This is a genomic window from Cryobacterium sp. AP23 (assembly GCF_054075385.1).
In genome coordinates this window covers 1849912-1873800 of record NZ_CM133415.1, presented here as the reverse complement: position 1 = coordinate 1873800, position 23889 = coordinate 1849912, and the positions used below count along the sequence as shown (strand labels likewise).

Here is a 23889-nt window from a genome sequence, read left to right as displayed (position 1 = left end):
CGGCCCGGTCATGATCGAACTACAGGGAATCGGGGTCGGCCAGGGCGTCGCCATCGGCCGCGTGCTCCGCATGCCCGAACCGTTGCCGGAACCCACGGATGCCCGCAGCACGCTGGACCCCGAGGCCGAACTGGCCCGCGCGACCGCGTCGATGCACACGGTGGCCGTTGACCTCGAAGCCCGCGGCGAACGCGCCGGCGGCACCGCCCAGGAAGTGCTCGAGGCCCAGGCCATGATGGCCGAGGACCCCACCCTCGTCGACGAGGTCACCGCCCGGCTGCACAAGCACCAGACCGCCGAACGCGCCGTGTTCGAAGCCTTCGCCGCGTTCCGCGACCAGCTGCTGGCCCTCGGCGGATACCTCGGCGAACGCGCCGCGGACCTCGACGACGTCGCCCAGCGGGTCATCTCCGACCTCGCCGGCCTGCCCGCCCCCGGCGTGCCCGACCCGGCCGAGCCGTTCGTGCTCGTCGCCCGGGACCTTGCCCCGGCCGACACCGCCCTGCTCGACCTGGACAAGGTGCTCGGCCTCATCACCATCGACGGCGGCCCCACCTCGCACACCGCGATCCTGGCCCGGGAGAAGTCAATCACCGCCATCGTCGGCACCCACGCCGCCGCGCAGCTCGCCGACGGCGACGAGGTCATCATTGACGCCGCCAACGGCATCGTGCTCCTGGCGCCCACCGCGAAGCAGCTCGACGAGGCCCGCGCCCGCATCGCGGCCCGCGCCGCCCGTGCCCTCGCCCCCATCGGCCCCGGCAAGCTGAAGGACGGCACCAGCGTTCCGTTGCTGGCCAACCTCGGCAACGCCGACGGTGCGGCCAAGGCCGTCGCCCTCGGCGCCGAAGGTGTCGGCCTGTTCCGCACCGAATTCCTCTTCCTCGACTCCACCTCCGCGCCGACCGTGACGCAGCAGCGTGAACAGTACGAGCGGATGCTCCGCGAATTCCCCGGCCAGAAGGTCGTCGTGCGGGCGCTCGACGCCGGCGCCGACAAGCCCCTGGCGTTCCTCAACGACGCCGACGAGGAGAACCCCGCCCTGGGCCTCCGCGGTCTCCGCGCCCTCCGCGCGAGCGAGGATATCCTCCGGGAGCAGCTCACCGCCCTCGCCGAGGCCGACGCGGCCACCGACGCCGACCTCTGGGTGATGGCGCCGATGGTGTCCACTGTGGAGGAGACCGAGTACTTCACCGTCCTCGCCCACGACCTCGGCCTGAAAACGGCCGGCGTCATGGTCGAGGTACCGTCCGCGGCCCTCCTGGCCGACCGGATCCTGGCGCACACCGACTTCGCGTCCATCGGCACCAACGACCTCACCCAGTACACCCTCGCGGCCGACCGGATGCTCGGAAGCGTCGCCGGGTTCCAGGACCCGTGGCACCCCGCGGTGCTGCGCCTGGTGGGCGAGGTCGGTGCCGCCGGCGCCAAGCTTGGCAAGCCCGTCGGCGTCTGCGGTGAGGCCGCGGCCGACCCGCTGCTCGCCGTGGTGCTCGTGGGCCTCGGCGCCACCACCCTGTCGATGACGGCTTCGGCCCTCGCCGACGTTCGGGCCTCCCTGGCCGACTTCACACTCGAGCAGGCCCGGCACCTTGCCGACGCCGCTCTGTCCGCCGACGGCGCAGCATCCGCTCGCGCCGCGGCAACTGCAATCGCACACAGCTACACCAGCACTGCCCCCACCAGCGCGGCCCCTACCGTGCTCATCCCCGAGAGAGGTATACAGAAATGACAACGACGTCTGTCACCGAGAAGAAGGGCGCGAGGGTCCACGTTCAAGCCTTCGGCACCTTCCTGAGCGGCATGATCATGCCCAACATCGCGGCGTTCATCGCGTGGGGCATCATCACCGCCTTCTTCATCCCCACCGGCTGGACCCCGAACGAGACCCTGGTCACGCTCGTGGACCCGATGATCTTGTACCTACTCCCGTTGTTGATCGCCAACACCGGCGGCCGGATGGTCTACGGCACCCGCGGTGGCGTGATCGCTTCGATCGCCACCATGGGCGTCATCGTCGGCAGCTCGATCCCGATGTTCATCGGCGCCATGATCGTCGGCCCGCTGTCCGCATGGATCCTGATGAAGGTCGACAAGATCTGGGCCGGCAAGATCAAGCCCGGCTTCGAGATGCTGGTGGACAACTTCTCCGCCGGTATCCTCGGCTTCGCCCTGGCCCTCGGTGCGTTCTTCGGAATCGCCCCGCTGGTCACCGGCCTGAGCGCCTTCCTCGAGACCATCGTGGACTGGCTCATCACCAACGGCCTGCTGCCGATCGCGTCGATCTTCATCGAACCGGGCAAGATCCTCTTCCTCAACAACGCCATCAACCACGGCGTGCTCACGCCCATCGGTGTGCAGCAGGTCCAGGAGTCCGGCAAGTCCGTCCTCTTCCTGCTCGAGGCGAACCCCGGCCCCGGCCTGGGCATCCTGCTCGCGTTCTCCTTCTTCGGCGTCGGCCTGGCCCGCGCGAGTGCACCCGGCGCGATCATCATCCAGTTCCTCGGTGGCATCCACGAGATCTACTTCCCGTACGTGCTGATGAAGCCGATGATGCTGCTCGCCGCCATCGGTGGTGGCATGACCGGTGTTGCCGTGAACGTCGCCTTCCAGACCGGCCTCCGCGCCCCCGCCTCGCCCGGCAGTATCATCGCCGTGCTGGCCCAGACCCCCGCCACCGACTTCATCGGCGTGCTCCTCTCGGTCCTCGCCTCTGCCGGTGTCTCGTTCGCGATCGGTGCGGTCATCCTCCGCGCCAGCCGCAAGAAGGACCTCGCCGCTGAGAACGACAACGAACTGGCCGCCGCCATCGCCAAGACCGAAGCCAACAAGGGCAAGTCCAGCTCCGTGCTGGGCAACCTCGGCGCCTCGGCCGCGACCGGTACCGCAGTGAAGAACATCGTCTTCGCCTGCGACGCCGGCATGGGCTCCAGCGCCATGGGCGCCTCGGTGCTCCGCAACAAGATCAAGAAGGCCGGCATCGAAGGGGTCACGGTGACCAACCAGGCCATCGCGAACCTCGACGGCACCGCCGACCTCGTGATCACCCACCAGGACCTGACGGACCGGGCCCGCGGCAAGAGCCCCAAGTCGGTGCACGTGTCGGTGGAGAACTTCATGAACAGCCCGAAGTACGACGAGGTCGTGCAGTCCCTGCAGGGCACAAGCGAGGAAGTGACCAAGTAATGACCCAGAGCATTCTGGAACCGCAGAACGTGGTGGCCGCAGGCGCGGCCACCACCCGCGACGAGGCCATCCGTGAGGCCGGTGCCCTGTTGGTCGCCGCCGGAGCGGTCAAGCAGGAGTACGTCGACTCGATGTTCGAGCGCGAGAACTCCGTCTCGACCTACATGGGTAACTTCCTGGCGATCCCGCACGGCACCAACGACGCGAAGGAGTCGATCGTTCGATCGGCCCTCTCGCTCGTGCGGTACGCCGAGCCGATCGACTGGGACGGCCAGCCCGTCAAGTTCGCGGTCGGCATCGCCGGCCTCAACAACGAACACCTGGAGATCCTCTCCAAGATCGCCATCGTCTTCTCCGATGAGGACGAAGTACAGAAACTGATCGACGCAGGTTCGCAGGACGAGATCTTCGCCCTGCTCGAGGAGGTAAACGCAGAATGAAAGCCATTCACTTCGGCGCGGGCAACATCGGCCGCGGCTTCGTCGGACTCTTGCTTCACGAGGCCGGTTATGAGGTTGTCTTCGCCGATGTGAATGCTCCTCTCATCGAGGCGTTGCAGCAGGCGCCCTCGTACACGGTGCACGAGGCGGGGGAGACCCCCACCGACAAGGTGGTCGACAACTTCCGCGCCATTAACAGCTCCACGAACGAGGCCGATCTCATCAACGAGATCGCCACGGCCGACGCCGTCACCACGGCCGTCGGCCCCACGGTGCTGCGGTTCGTGGCCCCGGTCATCGCGGCGGGCCTGGCCCTCCGCGATGCCGGGCTGCCGCCGCTGGCCGTGATGGCGTGCGAGAACGCGATCAACGCCACCGATGTGCTCGCCGAGCAGGTCTGGGCGAACGTGTCCGACGGCGACCGGGCGGCCCTGGAAAGCCGGGTGGCCTTCGCCAACACGGCCGTGGACCGCATCGTGCCCGGCCAGGCCGCGGATGCCGGTATCGACGTCACCGTCGAGGCCTTCTACGAGTGGGTCATCGAAAGCCCCGCCTTCGGCGGCACGCCTCCGGTGATCCCCGGCGCCACGTTCGTGGAGGACCTCGCGCCCTACATCGAACGCAAGCTCTTCACGGTGAACACCGGGCACGCCACGGTCGCGTACCTCGGCACCCAGGCCGGCGTCTCCAAGCTCTCCGAAGCCTTGCTGGTGCCCTCGGTCGCCGACGGCGCCCGCCGGGTGCTCGAGGAGACCAGCGCCCTGCTGGTGGCCAAGCACGGCCTCGACGAGGACACCCAGCGCGCCTACCGGGAGAAGATCCTGGGCCGCTTCGCGAACCCGTCGCTGCCGGACACCGTCGAACGGGTCGGCCGCCAGCCGCTGCGGAAGCTCAGCCGGCACGAACGCTTCATCGGCCCCGCGGCGGAGATCGCCGAGCGCGGCACCCGCCCCGTGGCGCTGCTCACGGCCATCGCCGCGGCTCTCCGCTTCGACGTGGCCGACGACGAGCAGAGCGTCGAGCTCAAGCGGATGCTGGCGACGGACTCCGCGGAGATCATCGTCGCCAACGTCTGCGGACTCGAGCCCACGCATCCGCTCTACGCGGATGTGCTCGAGGTCGTTCGCGGCGTCGTCACCGCAGCCTGAACCCAATACTCCCTCGGCCGGGGCAACCTGGCCGAGGGATTATAGGCATGAATTGCCAAAAGGCAATTGCATAGCATAGGATAAATCCTTGGTGTCTAGCACTGCCTTTGTTGGCGTGTCTCAGGTGCCACAATCCACGCACGACCAGCAACCAATACTTTAGCGATAGTGAGTTATGGCCAAAAAAGACGGTGTCATCGAGATCGAGGGCGCAGTAGTCGAAGCTCTTCCCAACGCGATGTTTCGCGTTGAGTTGACCAACGGCCACAAAGTTCTTGCCCACATTTCGGGCAAGATGCGTCAGCACTACATCCGCATCCTCCCCGAGGACCGCGTGATCGTGGAGCTGAGCCCTTACGACCTGACCCGCGGTCGGATCGTTTACCGCTACAAGTAACTGTTGCTGTAAGTAACGGCCCACGGCATCCCGAGGGTACGAAGACAGCGATTACAAGGACACACCCATGAAGGTCAAGCCCAGCGTCAAGAAGATCTGTGACAAGTGCAAGGTCATCCGCCGTAACGGCAACGTGATGGTCATCTGCGAGAACCCGCGTCACAAGCAGCGTCAGGGCTAGGTCTCGACACTAGGGCTCAACCCGGCGAAAGCCGGTCGTCGAGTCTGTCGGGGCACAGCAGCTTTACAACTCAATATTCAGCAGTACCGGGAACCCTTCGGGGGGACACCATCGGTTGGAGGCCGATGCACAGGTGCTGCTACAGACCTCCACTCATCCCACAGGAGAAGCCACAATGGCACGTCTAGCCGGCGTAGACATTCCGCGCGATAAGCGCGTGGAAGTTGCACTTACTTACATTTTCGGTGTTGGCCGTACGAGGGCTCTCAAGACCCTCGCCGACGTCGAGATCGATGGAAACATTCGCGTCAAGGACCTGACCGACGAGCAGCTCGTCCAGCTCCGCGACTACATCGAAGGAACCTTCAAGATCGAGGGTGACCTTCGCCGTGAGATCGCCGCTGACATCCGCCGCAAGGTCGAGATCGGTAGCTACGAAGGTATTCGTCACCGCAAGGGCCTGCCCGTTCGCGGCCAGCGCACCAAGACCAACGCTCGCACCCGCAAGGGCCCGAAGCGCACCGTAGCCGGCAAGAAGAAGGCGCGCTAGGCCTCGCCTAGCCCGTCACGCCTCTAGGATTCAGGAGAAATCATGGCAGCACCAAAGTCGGCCGTTCGGAAGCCGCGTAAGAAAGAAAAGAAGAACATTGCTGTGGGCCAGGCTCACATCAAGTCCACCTTCAACAACACCATCGTCTCGATCACTGACACCACCGGTGCAGTCATCAGCTGGGCGTCCTCAGGTGGAGTCGGCTTCAAGGGTTCGCGCAAGTCGACCCCGTTCGCCGCTCAGCTGGCCGCGGAGTCCGCAGCCCGCCAGGCCCAGGAGCACGGCATGAAGAAGGTCGACGTTTTCGTCAAGGGACCGGGTTCAGGCCGCGAAACGGCTATCCGTTCGCTGCAGGCCGCCGGCCTCGAGGTCGGTTCGATCAACGACGTGACGCCCCAGGCCCACAACGGTTGCCGTCCGCCGAAGCGTCGCCGCGTTTAATTCCTTTCTGTGACGGGCGTTTGGGCTTGTCCGGGTCGAAAGATCCGGGCAGGCTCACTCGCCGTTCACCGCGACGGGGCCGCATAGCGGATTCGTCGAGACACACAATTTAACAACTCGCCACTAAGTGTCATATAGCGGACACTTCGCCGAAAGGAATCAATAGTGCTTATCGCACAGCGCCCCACGCTCACCGAAGAGAACATCTCGGAGTTCCGGTCCCGGTTCGTCATCGAACCCCTCGAGCCCGGCTTCGGCTACACCCTCGGTAACTCGATGCGCCGCACCCTGCTTTCCTCGATTCCCGGCGCTGCTGTCACCAGCATCCGCATCGATGGAGTGCTCCACGAGTTCAGCACCGTTCCCGGGGTCAAGGAAGATGTCACTGAGATCATCCTGAACATCAAGGGTCTGGTCATCTCCAGCGAGCACGACGAGCCGATCACCGCGTACCTGCGCAAGCAGGGCTCCGGCCAGGTCACGGCCGCCGACATCTCGGCTCCGGCCGGCGTCGAGGTTCACAACCCCGAGCTCGTCATCGCCACCTTGAACGACAAGGCCAAGTTCGAACTTGAACTGACCATCGAGCGTGGCCGTGGCTACGTCTCGGCTACCCAGAACCGCAACGAGTACTCCGAAGCCGGCCAGATCCCGGTCGACTCGATCTACTCGCCGGTTCTCAAGGTGACCTACCGTGTCGAGGCAACTCGTGCCGGTGAGCGCACTGACTTCGACCGCCTCGTCGTTGACGTGGAGACCAAGTCGGCCATCTCGCCCCGCGACGCCATCGCATCCGCCGGTCGCACGCTGACCGAGCTGTTCGGTCTGGCCCGCGAGCTGAACACTGCCGCTGAGGGCATTGAGATCGGCCCCGCGCCGGTCGACGCCGTCCTCTCGACCGAGCTGTCCGTGCCGATCGAAGACCTCGATCTGTCCGTGCGTTCGTACAACTGCCTCAAGCGCGAAGGCATCAACAACGTCAGCGAACTGGTCGCCCTCTCGGAGACCCAGCTGATGAACATCCGCAACTTCGGTCAGAAGTCGGTGGATGAGGTCAAGGACAAGCTCGTTGAGCTTGGCCTGTCGCTGAAGGATTCTGTGCCCGGCTTTGACGGTGCGCACTTCTACAGCGGTTACGACGAAGAAACCATCTAAGGCTCGTCGTTTCTCGACGCCTTTCGACTTTGATACTGGAGATTACCGATAATGCCTAAGCCCACTAAGGGAGCCCGTCTCGGTGGCGGACCGGCGCACGAGCGCCTCATGCTCGCGAACCTGGCTGCCGCCCTGTTCACCCACAAGTCCATCAAGACGACCGAGACGCGCGCCAAGCGCCTGCGTCCGGTTGCCGAGCGCCTGGTGACTTTCGCCAAGCGTGGCGACCTGCACGCTCGTCGTCGCGTTCTCGCGACGATCGGCGACAAGACCGTCGTGCACGAGCTCTTCACCGAGATCGCGCCCCAGGTTGCGCTGCGCGATGGCGGTTACACCCGCATCACGAAGCTCGGCTTCCGTAAGGGCGACAACGCCTCGATGGTGCAGATGGAGCTCGTTCTCGAGCCCGTGACGCCGAAGTCGAAGCCCGCCAAGGCCTTCGCAGCGAAGGCGTCCGCGCCCGTCGCCGAGGAGACCGTCGTTGAAGAGGCACCCGAGGCCGAGGTCGTAGAGACCGAGACCGTTGAGGCCGACGCGACCGAGGCTCCCGCTGAGGAAGCCAAGTAGCACCAGCTCCACCCGCTGAACCTGAAAGGGCCCGACTCCGGTCGGGCCCTTTTTGTGTGCCCGGCTCAGCCGACCAGGGCCGTCACCGAGCTGAAGTAGTCGGAGTAGCTCGCGTAGTAGGTCGACCCGTCGACGTGCACGATCGCGGGCACGTAGTTGGGGTCGTGATCGGCGGGCGCCGTGAGGACGCCCGCGATGGGGGAATCGGTCTGGGTCCAGCCGTCGTCGATCAGCTGCTGCCGCTGCGTGGCCCACGCGTCGGCGTCCTGTTCGGCCTGCGCGTACCAGACCCGCACATCGCCGCCGCTGCGGCTCCAGTAGCAGCCGAAGCCCTGGTCCATGACCGCCTGCATCGTGTCGTCCAGTACGTAGATCTCCGGGTCGAGGGTGAGGCCGTCTTCCGCCAGTGCGACATACTCGTCGTCGGTCAGGACGGTGTCGCAGCCGGCCACGACGGGCTCCGCCGGTGTCTCCGAGTTGGTAGGGGTGGCAGACGGTGTCGGGGTCGCGGTCGGTGTGGGCTTCGCCGTGGCCGTGATCGCGGGGGTTGGCGCGGCTTCCGGCGCGGGAGCCTCCGCCGCGGCGCAGCCGGGGAGCAGGAGAAGAACGGCCAGTGTCGTGAGGAAGCATCGTCGCATGCCCTCAATCTAGCCGTGCGCAGTCCGCGGACCCGGCCGGTTGGAGCGTTGTGCGGGTTCCCGGAGCGGGACATACTGAGCGTGCGAGGGGCCGCCGGAGAGACGGTTCCGACGTCGAAGCGAGTTGGTGAGCATGACAAGCGATGCCAAGGTCGTGCCGTTCAACGGCAGACTCGCCCTACTGCTGGCTATGGCCATGTTCGTCCTGGTCGTGGACACGTCGATCATGAACGTGTCCATCTCGGCGGTGGTGGACGACATCGGTGTCGCCGTCAGCGACATCCAGTCGGCCATCGCGCTCGAGGCGCTGGTGTCGGCCGCGTTCATCCTCATCGGCAGCAAGGTCGGCGACCTGATTGGCCGCAAACGCGCCTACGTGCTCGGCCTCATCGGGTACGCGATCGGGGCCATCGCCATGGTCCTGGCCCAGAGCATCCTGCCCATCATCATTTTCTGGGCCGTGATCGGCGGAATCGGGGCGTCGCTGCTGCTGCCGGCGATGCAGTCGCTTATCCACGGCAACTTCGAGGGGGCGCACCAGAAGCGGGTCTACGCGCTCGTAGGCGCATCGGCGGCGATCGCGGCCGCCGTCGGCCCGCTGCTGGGCGGGTTCATCACCACGTTCCTCTCCTGGCGGGTCGCCTTTCTCCTCGAGGCCGTCATCATCGCGATCGTGCTCTCCGGGATCTCGCTCGTGCATGACGTGCCGTACACGGGGTCCCGCCACATCGACGTTGTGGGTTCCATCCTCTCCGTCGTCGGCATGGGCGGCATCGTGCTCGGCATCCTGGTCTGGCAGGAAGGCGGCGAGCGGGTGGCGATCATCCTCGTCGTCGGCGCTGCCGCGCTCGCCGGTCTCGGCGGCTGGCTGGTGCGGCGGAAGCGCCGCGGGGAGGCGACCCTGCTCGATCCGGACCTGCTGCGGGTGAAGACGTTCCGGTTCGGCATCACCGAGCAGATGCTGCAGCAAATCGCGCTCGGCGGCACGATGATCGTGCTGCCGCTCTACCTCCAGATGGTGCTCGAATACAACGCCCTGGAGGCGGGGCTCTCGATCGCGCCGCTGTCGCTGAGCATGTTCGCCATCGCCATGATCGCGGGCAAGAGCGCGGGAAAGCGCCGCCCGGCCAGCCTGGTGAGATGGGGCTTCATCCTGTTGGGAGTCGGGCTGGTCGCCCTCGTCCCGTTGGTGCCCCGCGCCGACTCCGGCTGGTGGCTGCTGCCGCCCCTGGTCGTCGCCGGATGCGGCCTCGGCCTGCTGGTCTCCCAGCTCAACAACTACACGCTCTCGCCCATCTCGGATGAACGGGTGAGCGAGGCCGCGGGCGTCAACTCGGCCGCCGGTTCCTTCGGGCTGTCGTTCGGGCTGGCGTTCGCTGGCGCGATCCTGCTCGCGGCCCTCGCCCCGGTGTTCGGCAGCATGGCCGCCGACAGCACGGTGCTGCCGGCCGCCGAGCAGGCGCAGGTGGCGCAGGCCCTCGACGAGGATGCGCAGGTGCTCAGCAACAGCCAGCTCGAAGAACTTCTCGTCGACCAGCCGGAGGCCATCCAGGACGAGATCATCCGCATCAACACCGAGGCCAGGCCCATCGCCCTGCAGATCGCGTTGCTGATCCCGATCCTCGCCGCCCTCAGCGGTGTGATCATCTCATTCCGGATGATGCGCATCCCCGACCCCGTGCCCGCCGGCGCCGCCGATAGGTTGGACCTCGGCTGACGTCGGGACGTTTCGAGCGGGTTGGCCTAGGGGGCGCGGAAGGCCTGCAGGGTGTCGGCGCCGGGGCCGAGGTTCGCCGGGGCGTCGACCAGGCTGTCCAGCGCGGCTGCGACGGTGTCGGCGTAGATCGCGCCGCCGGTGGGACCGGGGTGGATGCCGTCGCCGGCGAGGACGTCCACGTGTGGGGCGATGGCGTCGTGCCAGTCGGCCAGGGCCACCCGGGTGCGGTGCTTGGAGAAGTCGGCGAGCTCCGCGTTCACGCCCTGGGTCCAGTCCCGGTCCGCGAACGCGTTCACCATGATGAGTTCCCGGGTCGGCCCGATCACCCGCATGATGGCGGCCAGGTCGGCGGGACTGATCTCCCCGTTGGTGCCCAGTCCCACCACCACGACGTCGCGCAGGGTGCCGGCGGCACGTTGCGCGGCCAGGATCTCCGGGGCGGCGCGCATGCCGCGGGACACGGCGGCGTCGATGGTGATGCCGGGGAACTCCGCCTGCAGTTCGGCCGCGGAGGCCAGCATCACCGAATCGCCCACCGCGGTGATCTTCGAGCCCCGCGTCGCCTCCGCGCTCAGGCCGGCGGCCTGCGCCGCGGCATCCGTCACGGCCTGCGCCGCCGCGGCCTTCTCGGCCCGGGCCAGCGCCTGCTGCCCGCGCAGCACCTCGGCCTGCGCGGACGTGAGGGTGGGTGCCAGCAGCACGGATGCGGCGGTGCCGGCCACGAGCGCCAGCGTCACGGTTCCGGCCACGACAAGGGACGTGACGGCCCGGCGGCGGGAGCCGATGCGCGGCGCCGTGCCGGCGATCGGCGCCCACACCCGGGCGAGGCCGGCGCGCAGGCCGAGCCGGCGGATAGGGATCTCCAGCCAGCGGTAGGACGCCGCGGCGATGGCGAGTGAGAGGACGAGGGCCAGCCCCCCGGTGCCGACGACGCCTGCGGGTCCGCGGCCGAACGGCGCCACGAGCTGCAGCAATACGAGCAGCGGCCAGTGCCAGAGGTAGAGGCCGTAGGAGCGTTCACCGAGGTAGCGCAGGGGAGCGGTGTCGAGCATCCGGCCGAACCAGCCGTCGGCCACGCCCGCCCAGATCACGACCGCCGTGAGCACGCTCACCGCGGCGAGGCCGCCGCGGTAGGTGAGCGCGGCATCGTCGGGAAGCCAGACCGCGGCGCCGAGGAGGCCGGCCACCGCGGCCGCACCCCACCACGGCCGGGTCGCGGCCAGGGCCCGGCGCGGAGCGGACGGGTCGGACGGGGCGGGGAGCGCGTCGGCCGTGGCGGGTCGCCGGAGCCGCAGGAGCAGCGCCAGGCCGGCGCCGATCAGCAAACCGAAGCTGTGGGTGTCGGTGCCGTAGTACACCCGGGTGGGATCGGTGCCGGGCTGGAACCCCAGCCCCATCCATACCGCGGACGCGGCCGCCAGCGCCCCGACGAGAGTGAGGCGCATCCACGGGCGCCGCAGCAGGAGCAGCAGAAGCAGCAGCAACGGCCAGACCAGGTAGAACTGTTCCTCCACCGCCAGCGACCAGAGGTTGCGGAACAGCTCGGGCGCTCCCACACCGAAGTAGCTGGTGTCGGCGGACAGCGACGCCCAGTTGTAACTGAACGTCGCGGCGCCGAGCATCTTCCAGCCCAGGCCCACCAGCACGTCACCGCCGATCAGCCAGGCCGCCGTGCAGCAGACCAGCATCAGCGGTACGAGCGCGGGCAGCAGCCGCCGGGCCCGGCGCCGCCAGAACCGGCGGGCGGAGAAGTGGCCGGTGTGCTCCCGCTCGGTCACGATCAGCCCGGTGATGAGGAAGCCGCTGATGACGAAGAAGATGTCGACACCGATGAACCCGCCGCCGAGCAGGGGCGGGAAGAGGTGGAAGACCAGCACCAGGGTGACGGCCAGGCCGCGCAGCCCGTCGAGGCCGCTGAGCCGCCGGGCGGCCGGGGCCGCGGGGATCTGTGCGGTGGAGACAGCTGTGGCGGGGGAGCTGGGCTGGAGGTGTGGGGAACTGGTCATAGCGGGTACCGGACCGCGCGCGGCCCGTACAACGATAACCCGGCCCGGCCTCTACACTGACGTCTGTGAGTCTTCCCGAGCCCGTCGACGGCGCCCTTCCGACGGTGCCGGCACAGCTCAACCCGGACGGCGCCCTGGCCGAGCCGAGCGATTCGATGCCGGAACCGGGCTCCACCCGCATCCGCCTCGACATCGGCTACGACGGCACCGACTTCTTCGGCTGGGCCGTCCAGCCCGGGTTCCGCACCGTGCAGGGCCAGATCGAGGAGGGCCTCGGCGCGATCCTCAAACGGCACCAGCCCACGCCCACCCTCGTGGTCGCCGGGCGCACCGACTCCGGTGTGCACGCCCTCGGCCAGGTAGCGCATTTCGACCTGAATCCCGACCAGGTGAACGCCCTGGTGCGGGTGAAGCGGGGCACGGGCACCCCCAAGTACCCCAACGAGCTGGCCACGATGGTGCAGCGCCGGCTCGGCGGCATCCTGGTCACCCAGCCCGAGATCGTGATCCACCGGTCCACCCTCGCGCCGGCCGGGTTCGACGCCCGGTTCTCCGCCCTCTGGCGACGCTACGAGTACCGCATCTCCGACACCGGCGCACTCCGCGACCCGCTGCAACGGACGCGCACCACCTGGCACGGGTTCAGGCTCGACCTGGCGTCGATGCAGGAGGCCGCGGCCACCCTGATCGGGCTGCACGACTTCGCCACCTACTGCAAGCCGCGGCCCGGAGCCACGACCATCCGCACCCTGCAATCGTTCGAGTGGCGGCGGGACCCGGACGGGGTGCTGGTGGCCACTCTGCAGGCGGATGCGTTCTGCCACTCGATGGTGCGCGCCCTGGTGGGCGCCTGCGTGTCGGTGGGGGAGGGCAAGCTCGTCGGTACCCGGCTGGTGGACCTGCGCATCGAACGGGCCCGCACCAGCGAGTTCAAGGTGATGCCCGCACAGGGCCTCACCCTGCTGGAGGTCGGCTACCCCGAGGACGCCGGCATGGCCATCCGTGCCGCCCAGACCCGCGCCCGCCGGGAACTGCCCGAAGACGAGTGACGGATCGGCCCGCGGGAGTTGTGCCCGGGTGCCCTCGTGAACTAGTGTTGCTCTTTGGTGTCTGAGCGTTGCAGCCAGGCACACGAACGTGAGCCCTCCATCGATCGTGTTCTCTTCGAGAACACACCCGGAGCGGGATTCACGAACACCTCCGTTCGAAAACAAGAAAGCAGCACAACAGTGACGCGCACTTACACCCCCAAGGCAAGCGAACTCCAGCACGACTGGGTCGTCATCGATGCCACCGACATCATTCTGGGCCGGCTCGCCAGCCACGCCGCGATTCTTCTTCGCGGCAAGCACAAGGCGACCTTCTCCCCCCACATGGATGGTGGCGACTTCGTCATCATCATCAACGCCGAGAAGATTGCCCTCACCGGCAAGAAGCTCGACCTCAAGATGGCGTACCGCCACTCCGGTTACCCGGGCGGCCTCACGGCCACGAACTACTCGGAGATGCTCGAGAAGCACCCCACCCGTGCGGTAGAAAAGGCGATTCGCGGCATGCTGCCGAAGAACTCGCTCGGCCGTGCACAGCTGCTGAAGCTCAAGGTCTACGCAGGCCCCGAGCACCCGCACGCTGCGCAGCAGCCCAAGCCGTACACCCTCAGCCAGGTCGCTCAGTAGCGTCGGCCCCAGACTTCTCGATATCTAAGAAAAAAGGATTCACACCATCGTGGCGAAGATCGCAGACCAGATTGACGCAACTCCCGAGAGCTACTCCACCGAGACTCCCGCTGAAGTTGCAACCAAGGCGCCCCGCGCCGTCCTCAACGTTCCCGGCGCAGCCGTGGGCCGTCGCAAGCAGGCCATCGCCCGCGTGCGCATCGTTCCCGGCGCCGGCAAGATCGTCGTCAACGGGCGCGAGCTCGACGACTACTTCCCGAACAAGCTGCACCAGCAGCTGATCAACGACCCGTTCAAGGTCCTCGACCTCATCGGCAGCTACGACGTCATCGCACGCATCACCGGTGGTGGCCCGTCCGGCCAGGCCGGCGCGCTGCGCCTCGGCATCGCCCGCTCGCTGAACCAGATCGACGAAGAGAACAACCGCGCCATCCTCAAGAAGGCCGGCTTCCTCAACCGTGACGCTCGCGTCAAGGAGCGCAAGAAGGCCGGACTCAAGAAGGCCCGCAAGGCGCCCCAGTTCTCGAAGCGCTAACCCGTTAGTCGAGTTCACACTCATATGGCTCGACTATTCGGCACGGACGGCGTCCGGGGCCTGGCTAACCGTGATCTCACGGCTGGCCTGGCCCTGGGCCTCGCCCAGGCGAGCGCTGTTGTGCTCACCTCGGGCCGCCGGGCCGCGCAACGCGCAGCGCAGGGCAGACGCCCCGTGGCTGTGGTTGCCCGTGATCCCCGTATTTCCGGTGAATTCATCACCTCCGCCGTTGCAGCAGGCTTGGCCAGCTCCGGCGTAGACGTGTTGGATGCCGGCGTCATCCCGACGCCCGCCGCCGCGTTCCTCATCGCCGACATCGGCGCAGACTTCGGCGTGATGATCTCCGCCTCGCACAACCCCGCGCCCGACAACGGAATCAAGTTCTTCAACTTCGGCGGCACCAAGCTTCCCGACGACGTCGAGGACCGCATCGAAGCGGTGCTCGCGGCGGGGGACCAGCTCCTCACCCCGATCGCCGGCGACGTCGGACGCATCCGTCGGTTCGCCGACGCGGAGGACCGCTACGTCGTGCACCTGCTCGGCACCCTGCCGCACCGGCTAGACGGCATCCACGTGGTGCTGGACTGCGCCCACGGCGCGGCCGCCGGCGTGTCCCCGCAGGTCTTCACGGATGCCGGCGCCCGCGTAACCGTGATCGGTGCCGACCCCGACGGCCTCAACATCAACGACGGCGTGGGCTCGACCCACCTCGACAACCTCGCCCGCGCGGTGCTCGAGCACGGCGCCGACGTGGGCATCGCCCATGACGGCGACGCCGACCGCTGCCTGGCCGTCGACCGCGACGGCAAGATCGTCGACGGCGACCAGATCATGGCGATCCTGGCCGTGTCGATGGCCGACCGCGGTGTGCTGAAGAACCGCACCCTGGTCGCCACCGTGATGAGCAACCTGGGCCTGAAGAAGGCCATGGCCGCGAACGGAATCTCGATGATCGAGTCGAAGGTTGGCGACCGTTACGTGCTCGAGGAACTCGACGCGCACGGGCTCTCCCTCGGCGGCGAGCAGAGCGGGCACGTCATCATGACGAAGTTCGCCACCACCGGCGACGGCATCCTCACCGGCCTGCACCTCGTGGCCGAAATGGCGCGCACCGGAAAGACCCTGGCCGAACTGGCCAGCGTCATGACCGTGTACCCGCAGATCCTCGTGAACGTGCGCGGCGTCGACCACCACGCCCTCGCCGGCGACGAGGTCATCGCGCAGGCCGTGCGTGACGCCGAAGCCGAACTCGGCGACACCGGCCGGGTGCTGCTGCGCCCCTCCGGCACCGAGCCGATGGTGCGGGTGATGGTGGAAGCCGCCGACCAGCCCACCGCCGACCGCCTGGCCCATGCCCTGGCCGAGGTCGTGCAGTCCCGCCTGGCCCTGCCGGTTTCCTAGTACCCCGTTCCGCATCCGCCGCGCCCGGCAACTGTTCCCCGTGCGGACAATTGCACCCGGCGTACCGGGTGCAATTGTCCGCATTGGGAACAGTTGGGCCGAGGATTACGGGGTGGGCATGCCGCCGTTCACGTTCAGGGTCTCGCCGATGACGTAACTGGACTCGCCCGACGCCAGGAACACGTAGGCCGGGGCCAGTTCGGCCGGCTGGCCGGGACGGCCCAGCGGAGTCTGCTCACCGAACTCCGGCAGTTCCTCGGTGGGCTGGCCGCCGGCGGTCTGCAACGGCGTCCAGATCGGGCCGGGTGCGACAGCGTTCACCCGGATGCCCTTGGGCGCCAGCTGCTGGCCGAGCGCCTTGGTGAACGCGTTGATGGTGGCCTTGGTGGAGGCGTAGTCGACCAGGTTCTCCGACGGGGAGTAGGCCTGGATGGACGTGGTGTTGATGATGCTCGACCCGGGCGCCAGGTGCGGCAACGCGGCCTTAGTGAGCCAGAACATGGCGTACACGTTGGTCTTGAAGGTCTCGTCGAACTGCTCGTCGGTGAGGTCGAGGAGGTCTTCCACATGCTGCTGCTTGCCGGCGTTGTTCACCAGGATGTCGAGCCCGCCGAGCCCGTCGACGGCGTCGGCGATGACCTTCCGGCAGTACGCGGAGTCGGTGAGGTCGCCGGGCAGGGCCACCGCGGTGCGACCGGCTTCTTCGATCAGCGCGACGACCTTCCGCGCGTCCTCTTCCTCCTCGGGAAGGTAGGAGATCGCGACGTCAGCTCCCTCACGGGCGAACGCGATGGCCACAGCGGCGCCGATGCCGGAGTCGCCTCCGGTGACCAGGGCTTTGCGGGCGGTCAAGCGGCCGGAGCCGCGGTAGGACGTTTCGCCACGGTCGGCGGTGTCGTTCAGTTTCGCGTCGAGCCCGGGGCCTTTCTGGGACTGCGCGGTCGTATCGATGTCGGCGTACTTCTTGGCGGGGTCTTCGAAGGTGTACTGGTCGGAGGACAAGGTGTTGCCTTTCGTCGCGCGTAAACGGGGCAGCGGACACTGTTGCATCCGCCCTGACGGTCATCAGCATAAAAGCGTGAATCTGAGCGTTGCCTGAGTGCACGGGCGGGCCGGTTCGCGGCTAGGTCGGACGGTCGGTCGCCACCGACTGGAGGAGGTAGCGCATGTGGCGGCGGAGCGGTGAGTCCGGCGGCAGGCGGGGGTGGTCGAACTCGTCCGCCGGATGCATGCCGAGCCGTTCCATCACCCGTCGGGAGCGGAGATTGACCACGGCCGTGATCGAATTCACCTCGGTCAGCCCGAGGGTATCCAAGCCGAACCGGAGTGCCGCGGTGGCGGCCTCGGTGGCGTAGCCCTGGCCCCACGCCGACCGGGCCAGGCGCCAGCCCACCTCGACCCCGCCGGACCCGGGGACGCCTTCGGGCATCGGGGCGAGCCCGGTGAAGCCGATGAACTCGCCGGTGTCCCGACGCTCGAGCGCCCACAGGCCGTAGCCGTGCAGGTCGAACAGTGCGTCGGCGCGGACGGCGAGGGCGTCGCTCTCGGCCCGGCTGAGGCGGGCGGGGAAGAAGCGCATCACCTCGGCATCCGCATTCAACTGCGCGAATGGCTCCCGGTCGGCCTCGTGCCAGCGCCGCAGCAGGAGCCGGTCGGTGCGCACGTCGAAGTCCATCGCCCTACCGTAACCGCGCCCGCCGCCGCCGGCCCACGCATCCGCCGCATCGCCCACGCAACTGTTACCGATGCGGACAATTGCACCCGGTGTGCCGGGACCATTTGTCCGCACGGGGAACAGTTACGGGGTAGACGGGCGGATCGGGCGGGCCGGGCGGGTCAGACCTTGCGGAGGAGGACCTTGTCGACGGTGTGGTCGGAGTCCTTGCGCAGCACCAGGGTGGCGCGGGACCGGGTGGGACGCACGTTCTGCAGCAGGTTGGGCTCGTTGATGGTGCCCCAGATGGTGCGGGCCCGCGCCCGGGCCTCGTCCTCGCTGAGCGAGGCGAACCGGTGGAAGTAGGACTTCGGGTTCGTGAACGCGCCCTGCTGCAACCGCAGGAAGCGCTCCTCGTACCAGCGCGAGATGTCGGAGGTGCGGGCATCCACGTAGATGGTGAAGTCGAACAGGTCGCTCACCGCGAGGCCGTGGCCCGGCAGTGGCGGCTGGAGCACATTCAGGCCCTCGACGATGAGGATGTCGGGCTGGCGCACGATGACCTCGGCATCGGGCACGATGTCGTAGTTCAGGTGCGAGTAGAACGGGGCGCGCACCTCGGCGGCGCCGCTCTTGATGGCGCTGACGAAACGCAGCAACGCGCGCCGGTCATAGGACTCCGGGAATCCCTTGCGCTCCATCAGGCCGCGGCGGGCGAGTTCGGCGTTGGGGAAGAGGAACCCGTCGGTGGTGACCAGCTCCACCCGCGGGGTGTCCTCCCACCGGGCGAGCAGTTCGCGCAGCAACCGGGCGATGGTGGACTTGCCCACCGCAACCGAGCCGGCCACGCCGATGACGAACGGGGTGTGCTGGGCGCGCTGGCCCAGGAACGCGCTGGTGTCGCGGTGCAACTGCCGGGCGCCGGCGGCGTACAGGTTGAGCAGGCGGCTCAGCGGCAGGTAGACATCCGAGACCTCGTTGATGTCCAGCGGCTCGCCCAAACCGCGAAGTTGCACAACTTCGGTTTCCTTCAACGGCAGCCGGGTGGAGGGTGCGAGAGCGGCCCACACAGCACGGTCGAGCTCCACAAAGGGGGTGCTGTGACCGTTATTACTGGGGCTCACCACCGGCTCGGACATCTTGCCAAGCATAGTGCGACTAAAATCAGGGCCATGTGCGGAATCGTGGGATATGTCGGAGACAACAAAAGCGTCGAAGTCCTCATGGGAGGACTGCGTCGCCTGGAATACCGGGGGTATGACTCCGCCGGAATCGCGGTGATCGACGCCGAGGGCAAGCTCAACACGGCCAAGCGCGCCGGGAAGCTTGCCGTGCTCGCCGCCGAGCTCGAGGCGAACCCGATCCCCAACGGGGTCACCGGCATCGGCCACACCCGCTGGGCCACCCACGGCGGCCCCACCGACGGCAACGCGCACCCGCACCTGGGTGACAACGGCAAGCTCGCCCTCATCCACAACGGCATCATCGAGAACTTCTCGCCGCTGAAGGAGGAGCTCCTCGCCGAGGGCTACACCTTCCTCTCCGAGACCGACACCGAGGTGGCCGCCGTGCTGCTCGGCCGCGAATACCAGCGCGTCGGCGACCTGGGCGAAGCGTTCCGCACCGTCGTCGCGCGCCTGGACGGCGCCTTCACGCTGCTCGCCGTGCACCAGGACCAGCCCGGCGTCGTCGTCGGCGCCCGCCGCAACTCGCCGCTGGTGATCGGCCTCGGCGACGGCGAGAACTTCCTCGGCTCCGACGTTGCCGCGTTCGTGGAGTACACCCGCCGTGCCGTCGCGATCGGCCAGGACCAGATCGTGACCATCACCCCCGACCTCGTCACCGTCACCGACTTCTTCGGCACCCCCGTCGAGGTCGAAGAGTTCGACATCGCCTGGGATGCCTCCGCCAGCGAAAAGGGCGGCTGGTCCAGCTTCATGGCCAAGGAGATCTCCGAACAGCCGGATGCCGTCACGAACACCCTGCGCGGACGCATCCGCGACGGCCAGGCCGTTGTGCCCGAGCTCGAGGCGTTCGGCGACGATGTGCTCGCCAGCATCCAGCGCATCGTGATCGTGGCCTGCGGCACCGCCGCGTACGCCGGCCAGACCGCCAAGTACGCCATCGAGAAGTGGGCGCAGGTGCCGGTGGATGTCGAACTCAGCCACGAGTTCCGCTACCGCGACCCGGTGCTCACCGACCACACCCTGGTGATCTCGATCAGCCAGTCCGGCGAGACCATGGACACGCTGATGGCCGTGAAGTACGCCCGCGAGGCCGGCGCGAAGGCGATCTCGATCTGCAACACCCAGGGCGCCACCATCCCGCGCGAATCCGACGCCGTGATCTACACGCACGCCGGGCCCGAGGTGGCCGTCGCGTCGACGAAGGGTTTCACCGCCCAGATCGCCGCGCTCTACCTCTTCGCCCTGCACCTGGCCCGGGTGCGCAACACCCTCACCACCGCCGAGCTGGCCGAGCAGGTCGCCGAGCTGCAGGCCATCCCGGAGAAGATCGCCACCACCCTGCTGCAGGGCGAGGCCGTGCAGCAGCTGGCCACCTGGATGACCGACACCCGCGCGGTGCTGTTCCTCGGCCGCCACGTGGGCTTCCCGATCGCGCTCGAGGGTGCGCTCAAGCTCAAGGAACTCGCCTACATCCACGCCGAGGGCTTCGCCGCCGGCGAGCTCAAGCACGGCCCGATCGCGCTGATCGAACCCGGCCAGCCGGTCTTCGTCGTCGTGCCCAGCCCGCGCGGCTCCGCGCACCTGCACCCCAAGGTGGTCTCCAACATCCAGGAGATCCGCGCCCGCGGTGCCCGCATCATCGCGATCGCCGAGCAGGGCGACGCCGCGGTGCTGCCGTTCGCCGATTCCGTGTTCCACATCCCACTCGCCGCGCCCCTGTTCGAGCCGCTGCTCGCCGTGGTGCCGCTGCAGATGTTCGCCATCGGCCTGGCCACCGCCAAGGGCCTGGACGTGGACCAGCCGCGCAACCTGGCCAAGTCCGTCACGGTCGAATAGGCCCGACCGAGCCGGCAAACAGACCAGACGAAGAGAATCGGATGCCCGGGCCTCGCCGCTTCATCGCCTCGCGATGCGGCGCGGGGCCTGGGAAGCCCGCCGGGCGTGAAGCCCGGGGATTGAGCACAGCATGATCAAGGGCATCGGCGTCGACATCGTCGACCTGGCACGCTTCGACCGGCAGGTGGCCCGCACGCCCGGGCTGGTGACCCGCCTGTTCGCGCCGGGCGAGCGGGCGCTCCCGCCGCACTCGCTGGCCGCCCGGTTCGCCGCCAAGGAGGCCCTGATCAAGGCCCTCGGCGACAGCGTGGGTGCCAGCTGGCAGGAGATGGAAGTGGTGTCGGACTCGCACGGCAACCCGTCGTTCGCGCTGAGCGGGGTGGTGCAGGCGGCGTTCGACGCCCGCGGCATCACCAGCGCCCACCTCAGCCTCACCCACGACGCCGGGGTGGCCTGCGCGTTCGTCGTGCTGGAGGGAGACGCATGAGCGACTTCCGTGAGGCCGTCATCGACCTCGGCGCGGTGCGGGCCAACGTGGAGCACCTGCGCCGGCTGATCGGCACCCGGCACACCATGGCCGTGGTCAAGGCCAACGGCTACGGCCACGGTGCCGTCCAGGTGGCCCGTGCCGCCCTCGCCGGTGGCGCCGACTGGCTCGGCGTTGCCGACATCGGTGAAGCCCTCGAATTGCGCGCCGCCGGCATCACGGTTCCCCTGCTGGCCTGGCTGCACGGCCCGGACCCCGACTTCGCCGCCGCCATCGCCGCCGACATCGACCTCGGCCTGTCGTCGGCGCTGCAGGTGCGCCAGGCAGCGGCCGCCGCGAGCACCCTCGGCCGCACCGCGCACGTGCAGATCAAGCTCGAGACCGGCCTGAACCGCAACGGTGTCGACGAGGCCGACTGGGCGGATGTGCTGACGCTCGCCGCCGCGTTCGAACGGGTGGGCCGGCTGCGGGTGCGCGGCGTGTTCAGCCACCTGGCCAACACCTCGCCGGAAGACGACCTCGCCGCGATCAGCAGCTTCGAGCGCGGCCTGGCCGCGGCGGCGGCGGCCGGGCTCACCGTCGACCTCGCCCACCTCGCCTCCACCGCGGCCGCGTTGCGCCTGCCCGCCGCCCGCTACTCGATGGTGCGGCTCGGCATCGGCATCTACGGGCAGTCCCCGTTCAGCGACGCCGACTCGGCCGTGCTCGGGCTCACCGCGGCGATGACCCTGCGCGGCCGGGTCGCCGCCGTGCGCACGGTGTCCGCCGGCGCCGGCGTCTCCTACGACTACCTCTGGCGCGCGAGCGCCGACACCACCCTGGCCCTGGTGCCGCTCGGCTACGCCGACGGCGTGCCCCGGCAGGCCATGAATGCCGCCCGCGTGGCCATCAACGGGGTGCAGTACCCGGTGGTGGGCCGCATCGCCATGGACCAATTCCTGGTGGACGTGGGCGCCGGACCGGTCGCCGTTGGCGACGAGGTGGTGTTGTTCGGTGACGCCGCCACGGGAGCCCCCACCGCCGCCGAGTGGGGCGCCGCGGCCGGCACCATCAACTACGACATCGTCACCCGCGTGGGCGCCCGGGTGCCCCGGCGCTACCTACCGGCCGACGCCGCTGACGCAGATGCAGACGCAGACGCAGACGCCTCCGCCGCTGCCAACGCGGCCGCCGACCCGGATGCAGCCGCGAACGTGGCCGAGACCACGGGGCCGTAGCCGCCGATGCGCCGAATCATCGACGACCCCGACGCCATGCACGCCCTCGGCCAGGAGCTGGCCCAGCTGCTCCGCGCCGGCGACCTGATGGTGCTCACCGGCCCGCTCGGCGCCGGCAAGACCACCTTCACGCGCGGCCTGGGCGAGGGGCTGCAGGTGCGCGGCCCTGTCACCAGCCCCACCTTCGTGCTCGCCCGCACGCATCCGAGCACCGTCGGCGGGCCGCCGCTGGTGCACGTGGATGCCTACCGGCTCGCCAGCGCCATGGAACTCGACGACCTCGACATCGACTTCGCCCGCTCGATCGTTGTGGTGGAGTGGGGCCGCGGCCTCCTCGAGGGCATCACGGAGTCGTGGCTCGACGTGGAGATCGAGCGCCCCCTCGGCGCGTCGGAGGCCGCTCCGGATGCCGCCGGCGACATCGACGACACGGACGGCACTGGCACCGACAGTGACGGTGCCGCCGTCTTCGACCTGCCCGAACCGCGCACCGTCACGGTCACCGGGCACGGCCCCCGCTGGCAGGCCGGCCTCACCGCGGCCGGCCCCGACCTGCCCGCGCCCGCATGAGCGGCGACCGCCGGGCCGTCTGGTACTGGAGCGCGCTCACGATCACCGGGCTGATCGGCGGGCTGCTCTCCGGCATCTTCGGCGTGGGCGGCGGCATCGTGATGGTGCCGCTTCTGATCAGCCTGGTGCGGATGGACCAGCGCCAGGCCGCCACCACCTCGCTTGCGGCGATCGTGCCCACCTCCATCGTGGGTTCGCTGACCTACCTCGCCAACGGCCACATCGACCTCGTCGCCGGCGCGATCATCGCCGCCGGCGCCGTGGCCGGCTCGGTGATCGGCAGCAAGCTGCTGCAACGCATCCCGCTGGTGTGGCTGCGCTGGCTGTTCATCCTGCTGTTGCTCGTCGTCGCCGCGCGGATGTTGATGGTGGAGCCGGAGCGTGGCGCCGGCCTCGAGCTGGACTGGATTGTGGTGCTCGGCTACCTGGCCCTCGGCTTGGTGATGGGCATCGCGTCCGGGCTGTTCGGCATCGGCGGGGGAGTGATCGCGGTGCCCGCCCTGGTGGCCGTGTTCGGGATCAGCGACCTCATCGCCAAGGGCACCTCCCTGCTCGTGCTGGTGCCCACCAGCATCGTCGGCACCATCGCCAACCTGCGCGCCGGAGCCGTCAACCTGCGCGCCGGCCTCGTCGTGGGGGTCGCCGCCACGATCGCGGCGGTGCCCGGGGTCGCACTGGCGGTGCTGATCCCGCCGCGGCTGTCCAGCATCCTCTTCGCCGTGCTCCTGGTGATCGCCGCCGCCCAGCTCACCGTGAAGGCCCTGCGCGCCCGCCGACCCTGACCCCTGGCGCACGCCAACTGTTCCCCGTGCGGACAAATGGTCCCGGTGTGCCGGGACCAATTGTCCGCAGCGGGAACAGTTGAGGGACCGGGAGAGCGGGGGAGGGTGCAGGCGGTGA

Annotated in this window: 25 protein-coding genes; 20 read left to right on the top strand and 5 right to left on the bottom strand. The window is 68.5% G+C overall.

Going from position 1 to position 23889, the window contains the following annotated elements:
* Positions 1–10 precede the first annotated feature (10 nt).
* From ptsP to rplQ, 10 genes are all read left to right on the top strand, one after another.
* Entirely contained in the window at positions 11–1732 is a 1722-nt protein-coding gene (gene ptsP / locus ACU5E9_RS08925; protein ID WP_456813251.1) for a phosphoenolpyruvate--protein phosphotransferase, read from the top strand.
* Positions 1729–3186, top strand: coding sequence for a PTS mannitol transporter subunit IICB (locus ACU5E9_RS08920; RefSeq protein WP_456813250.1), 1458 nt, complete (start codon positions 1729–1731; stop codon positions 3184–3186). Before ptsP ends, ACU5E9_RS08920 begins: the two co-directional genes overlap by 4 nt.
* Positions 3186–3626 (top strand): PTS sugar transporter subunit IIA, encoded by a 441-nt coding sequence (locus tag ACU5E9_RS08915; RefSeq protein ID WP_456813249.1) that lies wholly within the window; start codon positions 3186–3188, stop codon positions 3624–3626. Before ACU5E9_RS08920 ends, ACU5E9_RS08915 begins: the two co-directional genes overlap by 1 nt.
* Complete coding sequence (locus ACU5E9_RS08910) at positions 3623–4774, top strand: mannitol-1-phosphate 5-dehydrogenase (protein ID WP_456813248.1); 1152 nt, start codon at positions 3623–3625, stop codon at positions 4772–4774. The genes ACU5E9_RS08915 and ACU5E9_RS08910 overlap by 4 nt, the downstream gene beginning before the upstream one ends.
* Before the next feature lie 175 nt (positions 4775–4949).
* Positions 4950–5171: a translation initiation factor IF-1 gene (infA, locus tag ACU5E9_RS08905; protein ID WP_022883252.1), complete on the top strand. Its 222-nt coding sequence runs from the start codon at positions 4950–4952 to the stop codon at positions 5169–5171.
* A 67-nt stretch (positions 5172–5238) separates the two neighbouring features.
* On the top strand, positions 5239–5352 hold the full coding sequence (gene rpmJ / locus ACU5E9_RS08900; protein WP_035834639.1) for a 50S ribosomal protein L36: 114 nt from the start codon (positions 5239–5241) through the stop codon (positions 5350–5352).
* 175 nt (positions 5353–5527) lie between these two features.
* Entirely contained in the window at positions 5528–5902 is a 375-nt protein-coding gene (gene rpsM, locus ACU5E9_RS08895; RefSeq protein WP_066597575.1) for a 30S ribosomal protein S13, read from the top strand.
* Between the two features lie 42 nt (positions 5903–5944).
* A complete protein-coding gene (gene rpsK, locus ACU5E9_RS08890) occupies positions 5945–6343 on the top strand; it encodes a 30S ribosomal protein S11 (protein WP_055821293.1) in 399 nt (132 codons plus the stop codon).
* Positions 6344–6508: 165 nt separating this feature from the next.
* On the top strand, positions 6509–7498 hold the full coding sequence (locus ACU5E9_RS08885) for a DNA-directed RNA polymerase subunit alpha (RefSeq protein ID WP_066597571.1): 990 nt from the start codon (positions 6509–6511) through the stop codon (positions 7496–7498).
* A 51-nt stretch (positions 7499–7549) separates the two neighbouring features.
* Complete coding sequence (rplQ, locus tag ACU5E9_RS08880; protein WP_456813247.1) at positions 7550–8065, top strand: 50S ribosomal protein L17; 516 nt, start codon at positions 7550–7552, stop codon at positions 8063–8065.
* 65 nt (positions 8066–8130) lie between these two features.
* Here rplQ and ACU5E9_RS08875 read toward each other — a convergent pair whose 3' ends face one another.
* A complete protein-coding gene (locus ACU5E9_RS08875) occupies positions 8131–8703 on the bottom strand; it encodes a hypothetical protein (RefSeq protein ID WP_456813246.1) in 573 nt (190 codons plus the stop codon).
* Between the two features lie 133 nt (positions 8704–8836).
* Between ACU5E9_RS08875 and ACU5E9_RS08870 the strand changes: the two genes are divergently transcribed.
* A complete protein-coding gene (locus tag ACU5E9_RS08870; RefSeq protein WP_456813521.1) occupies positions 8837–10420 on the top strand; it encodes an MFS transporter in 1584 nt (527 codons plus the stop codon).
* A 26-nt stretch (positions 10421–10446) separates the two neighbouring features.
* Here ACU5E9_RS08870 and ACU5E9_RS08865 read toward each other — a convergent pair whose 3' ends face one another.
* A complete protein-coding gene (locus ACU5E9_RS08865; protein WP_456813245.1) occupies positions 10447–12426 on the bottom strand; it encodes an acyltransferase family protein in 1980 nt (659 codons plus the stop codon).
* A gap of 155 nt (positions 12427–12581) precedes the next feature.
* Here ACU5E9_RS08865 and truA point away from each other — a divergent pair, with 155 nt between their 5' ends.
* The 4 genes from truA (at position 12582) to glmM (ending at position 16038) form a co-directional block, all read left to right on the top strand.
* Positions 12582–13475 (top strand): tRNA pseudouridine(38-40) synthase TruA, encoded by an 894-nt coding sequence (gene truA, locus ACU5E9_RS08860; protein ID WP_456813520.1) that lies wholly within the window; start codon positions 12582–12584, stop codon positions 13473–13475.
* A gap of 180 nt (positions 13476–13655) precedes the next feature.
* Positions 13656–14102: a 50S ribosomal protein L13 gene (rplM, locus tag ACU5E9_RS08855; protein ID WP_110128290.1), complete on the top strand. Its 447-nt coding sequence runs from the start codon at positions 13656–13658 to the stop codon at positions 14100–14102.
* Between the two features lie 49 nt (positions 14103–14151).
* Positions 14152–14637 (top strand): 30S ribosomal protein S9, encoded by a 486-nt coding sequence (rpsI, locus tag ACU5E9_RS08850; RefSeq protein ID WP_088457153.1) that lies wholly within the window; start codon positions 14152–14154, stop codon positions 14635–14637.
* Between the two features lie 24 nt (positions 14638–14661).
* Positions 14662–16038 carry a phosphoglucosamine mutase gene (glmM, locus tag ACU5E9_RS08845; RefSeq protein ID WP_456813244.1) on the top strand — a complete coding sequence of 459 codons (1377 nt, stop codon included), beginning with the start codon at positions 14662–14664 and terminating at the stop codon, positions 16036–16038.
* Between the two features lie 105 nt (positions 16039–16143).
* Here glmM and ACU5E9_RS08840 read toward each other — a convergent pair whose 3' ends face one another.
* The 3 genes from ACU5E9_RS08840 to coaA all read right to left on the bottom strand — a co-directional run bounded on the left by ACU5E9_RS08840 (position 16144) and on the right by coaA (position 18831).
* Positions 16144–17088 (bottom strand): SDR family oxidoreductase, encoded by a 945-nt coding sequence (locus ACU5E9_RS08840; protein ID WP_456813243.1) that lies wholly within the window; start codon positions 17086–17088, stop codon positions 16144–16146.
* 73 nt (positions 17089–17161) lie between these two features.
* Positions 17162–17713, bottom strand: a complete 552-nt coding sequence (locus ACU5E9_RS08835) for a GNAT family N-acetyltransferase (protein ID WP_456813242.1) — start codon at positions 17711–17713, stop codon at positions 17162–17164.
* Positions 17714–17874: 161 nt separating this feature from the next.
* Positions 17875–18831, bottom strand: coding sequence for a type I pantothenate kinase (coaA, locus tag ACU5E9_RS08830; RefSeq protein ID WP_456813241.1), 957 nt, complete (start codon positions 18829–18831; stop codon positions 17875–17877).
* Positions 18832–18864: 33 nt separating this feature from the next.
* Here coaA and glmS point away from each other — a divergent pair, with 33 nt between their 5' ends.
* The 5 genes from glmS (at position 18865) to ACU5E9_RS08805 (ending at position 23771) form a co-directional block, all read left to right on the top strand.
* A complete protein-coding gene (glmS, locus tag ACU5E9_RS08825; RefSeq protein ID WP_456813240.1) occupies positions 18865–20715 on the top strand; it encodes a glutamine--fructose-6-phosphate transaminase (isomerizing) in 1851 nt (616 codons plus the stop codon).
* A gap of 130 nt (positions 20716–20845) precedes the next feature.
* Positions 20846–21202, top strand: a complete 357-nt coding sequence (locus ACU5E9_RS08820) for a holo-ACP synthase (protein ID WP_456813239.1) — start codon at positions 20846–20848, stop codon at positions 21200–21202.
* On the top strand, positions 21199–22419 hold the full coding sequence (alr, locus tag ACU5E9_RS08815; protein ID WP_456813238.1) for an alanine racemase: 1221 nt from the start codon (positions 21199–21201) through the stop codon (positions 22417–22419). Before ACU5E9_RS08820 ends, alr begins: the two co-directional genes overlap by 4 nt.
* Before the next feature lie 6 nt (positions 22420–22425).
* Positions 22426–22989, top strand: a complete 564-nt coding sequence (gene tsaE, locus ACU5E9_RS08810; protein ID WP_456813237.1) for a tRNA (adenosine(37)-N6)-threonylcarbamoyltransferase complex ATPase subunit type 1 TsaE — start codon at positions 22426–22428, stop codon at positions 22987–22989.
* Entirely contained in the window at positions 22986–23771 is a 786-nt protein-coding gene (locus tag ACU5E9_RS08805) for a sulfite exporter TauE/SafE family protein (protein WP_456813236.1), read from the top strand. The genes tsaE and ACU5E9_RS08805 overlap by 4 nt, the downstream gene beginning before the upstream one ends.
* Positions 23772–23889: the final 118 nt, after the last annotated feature.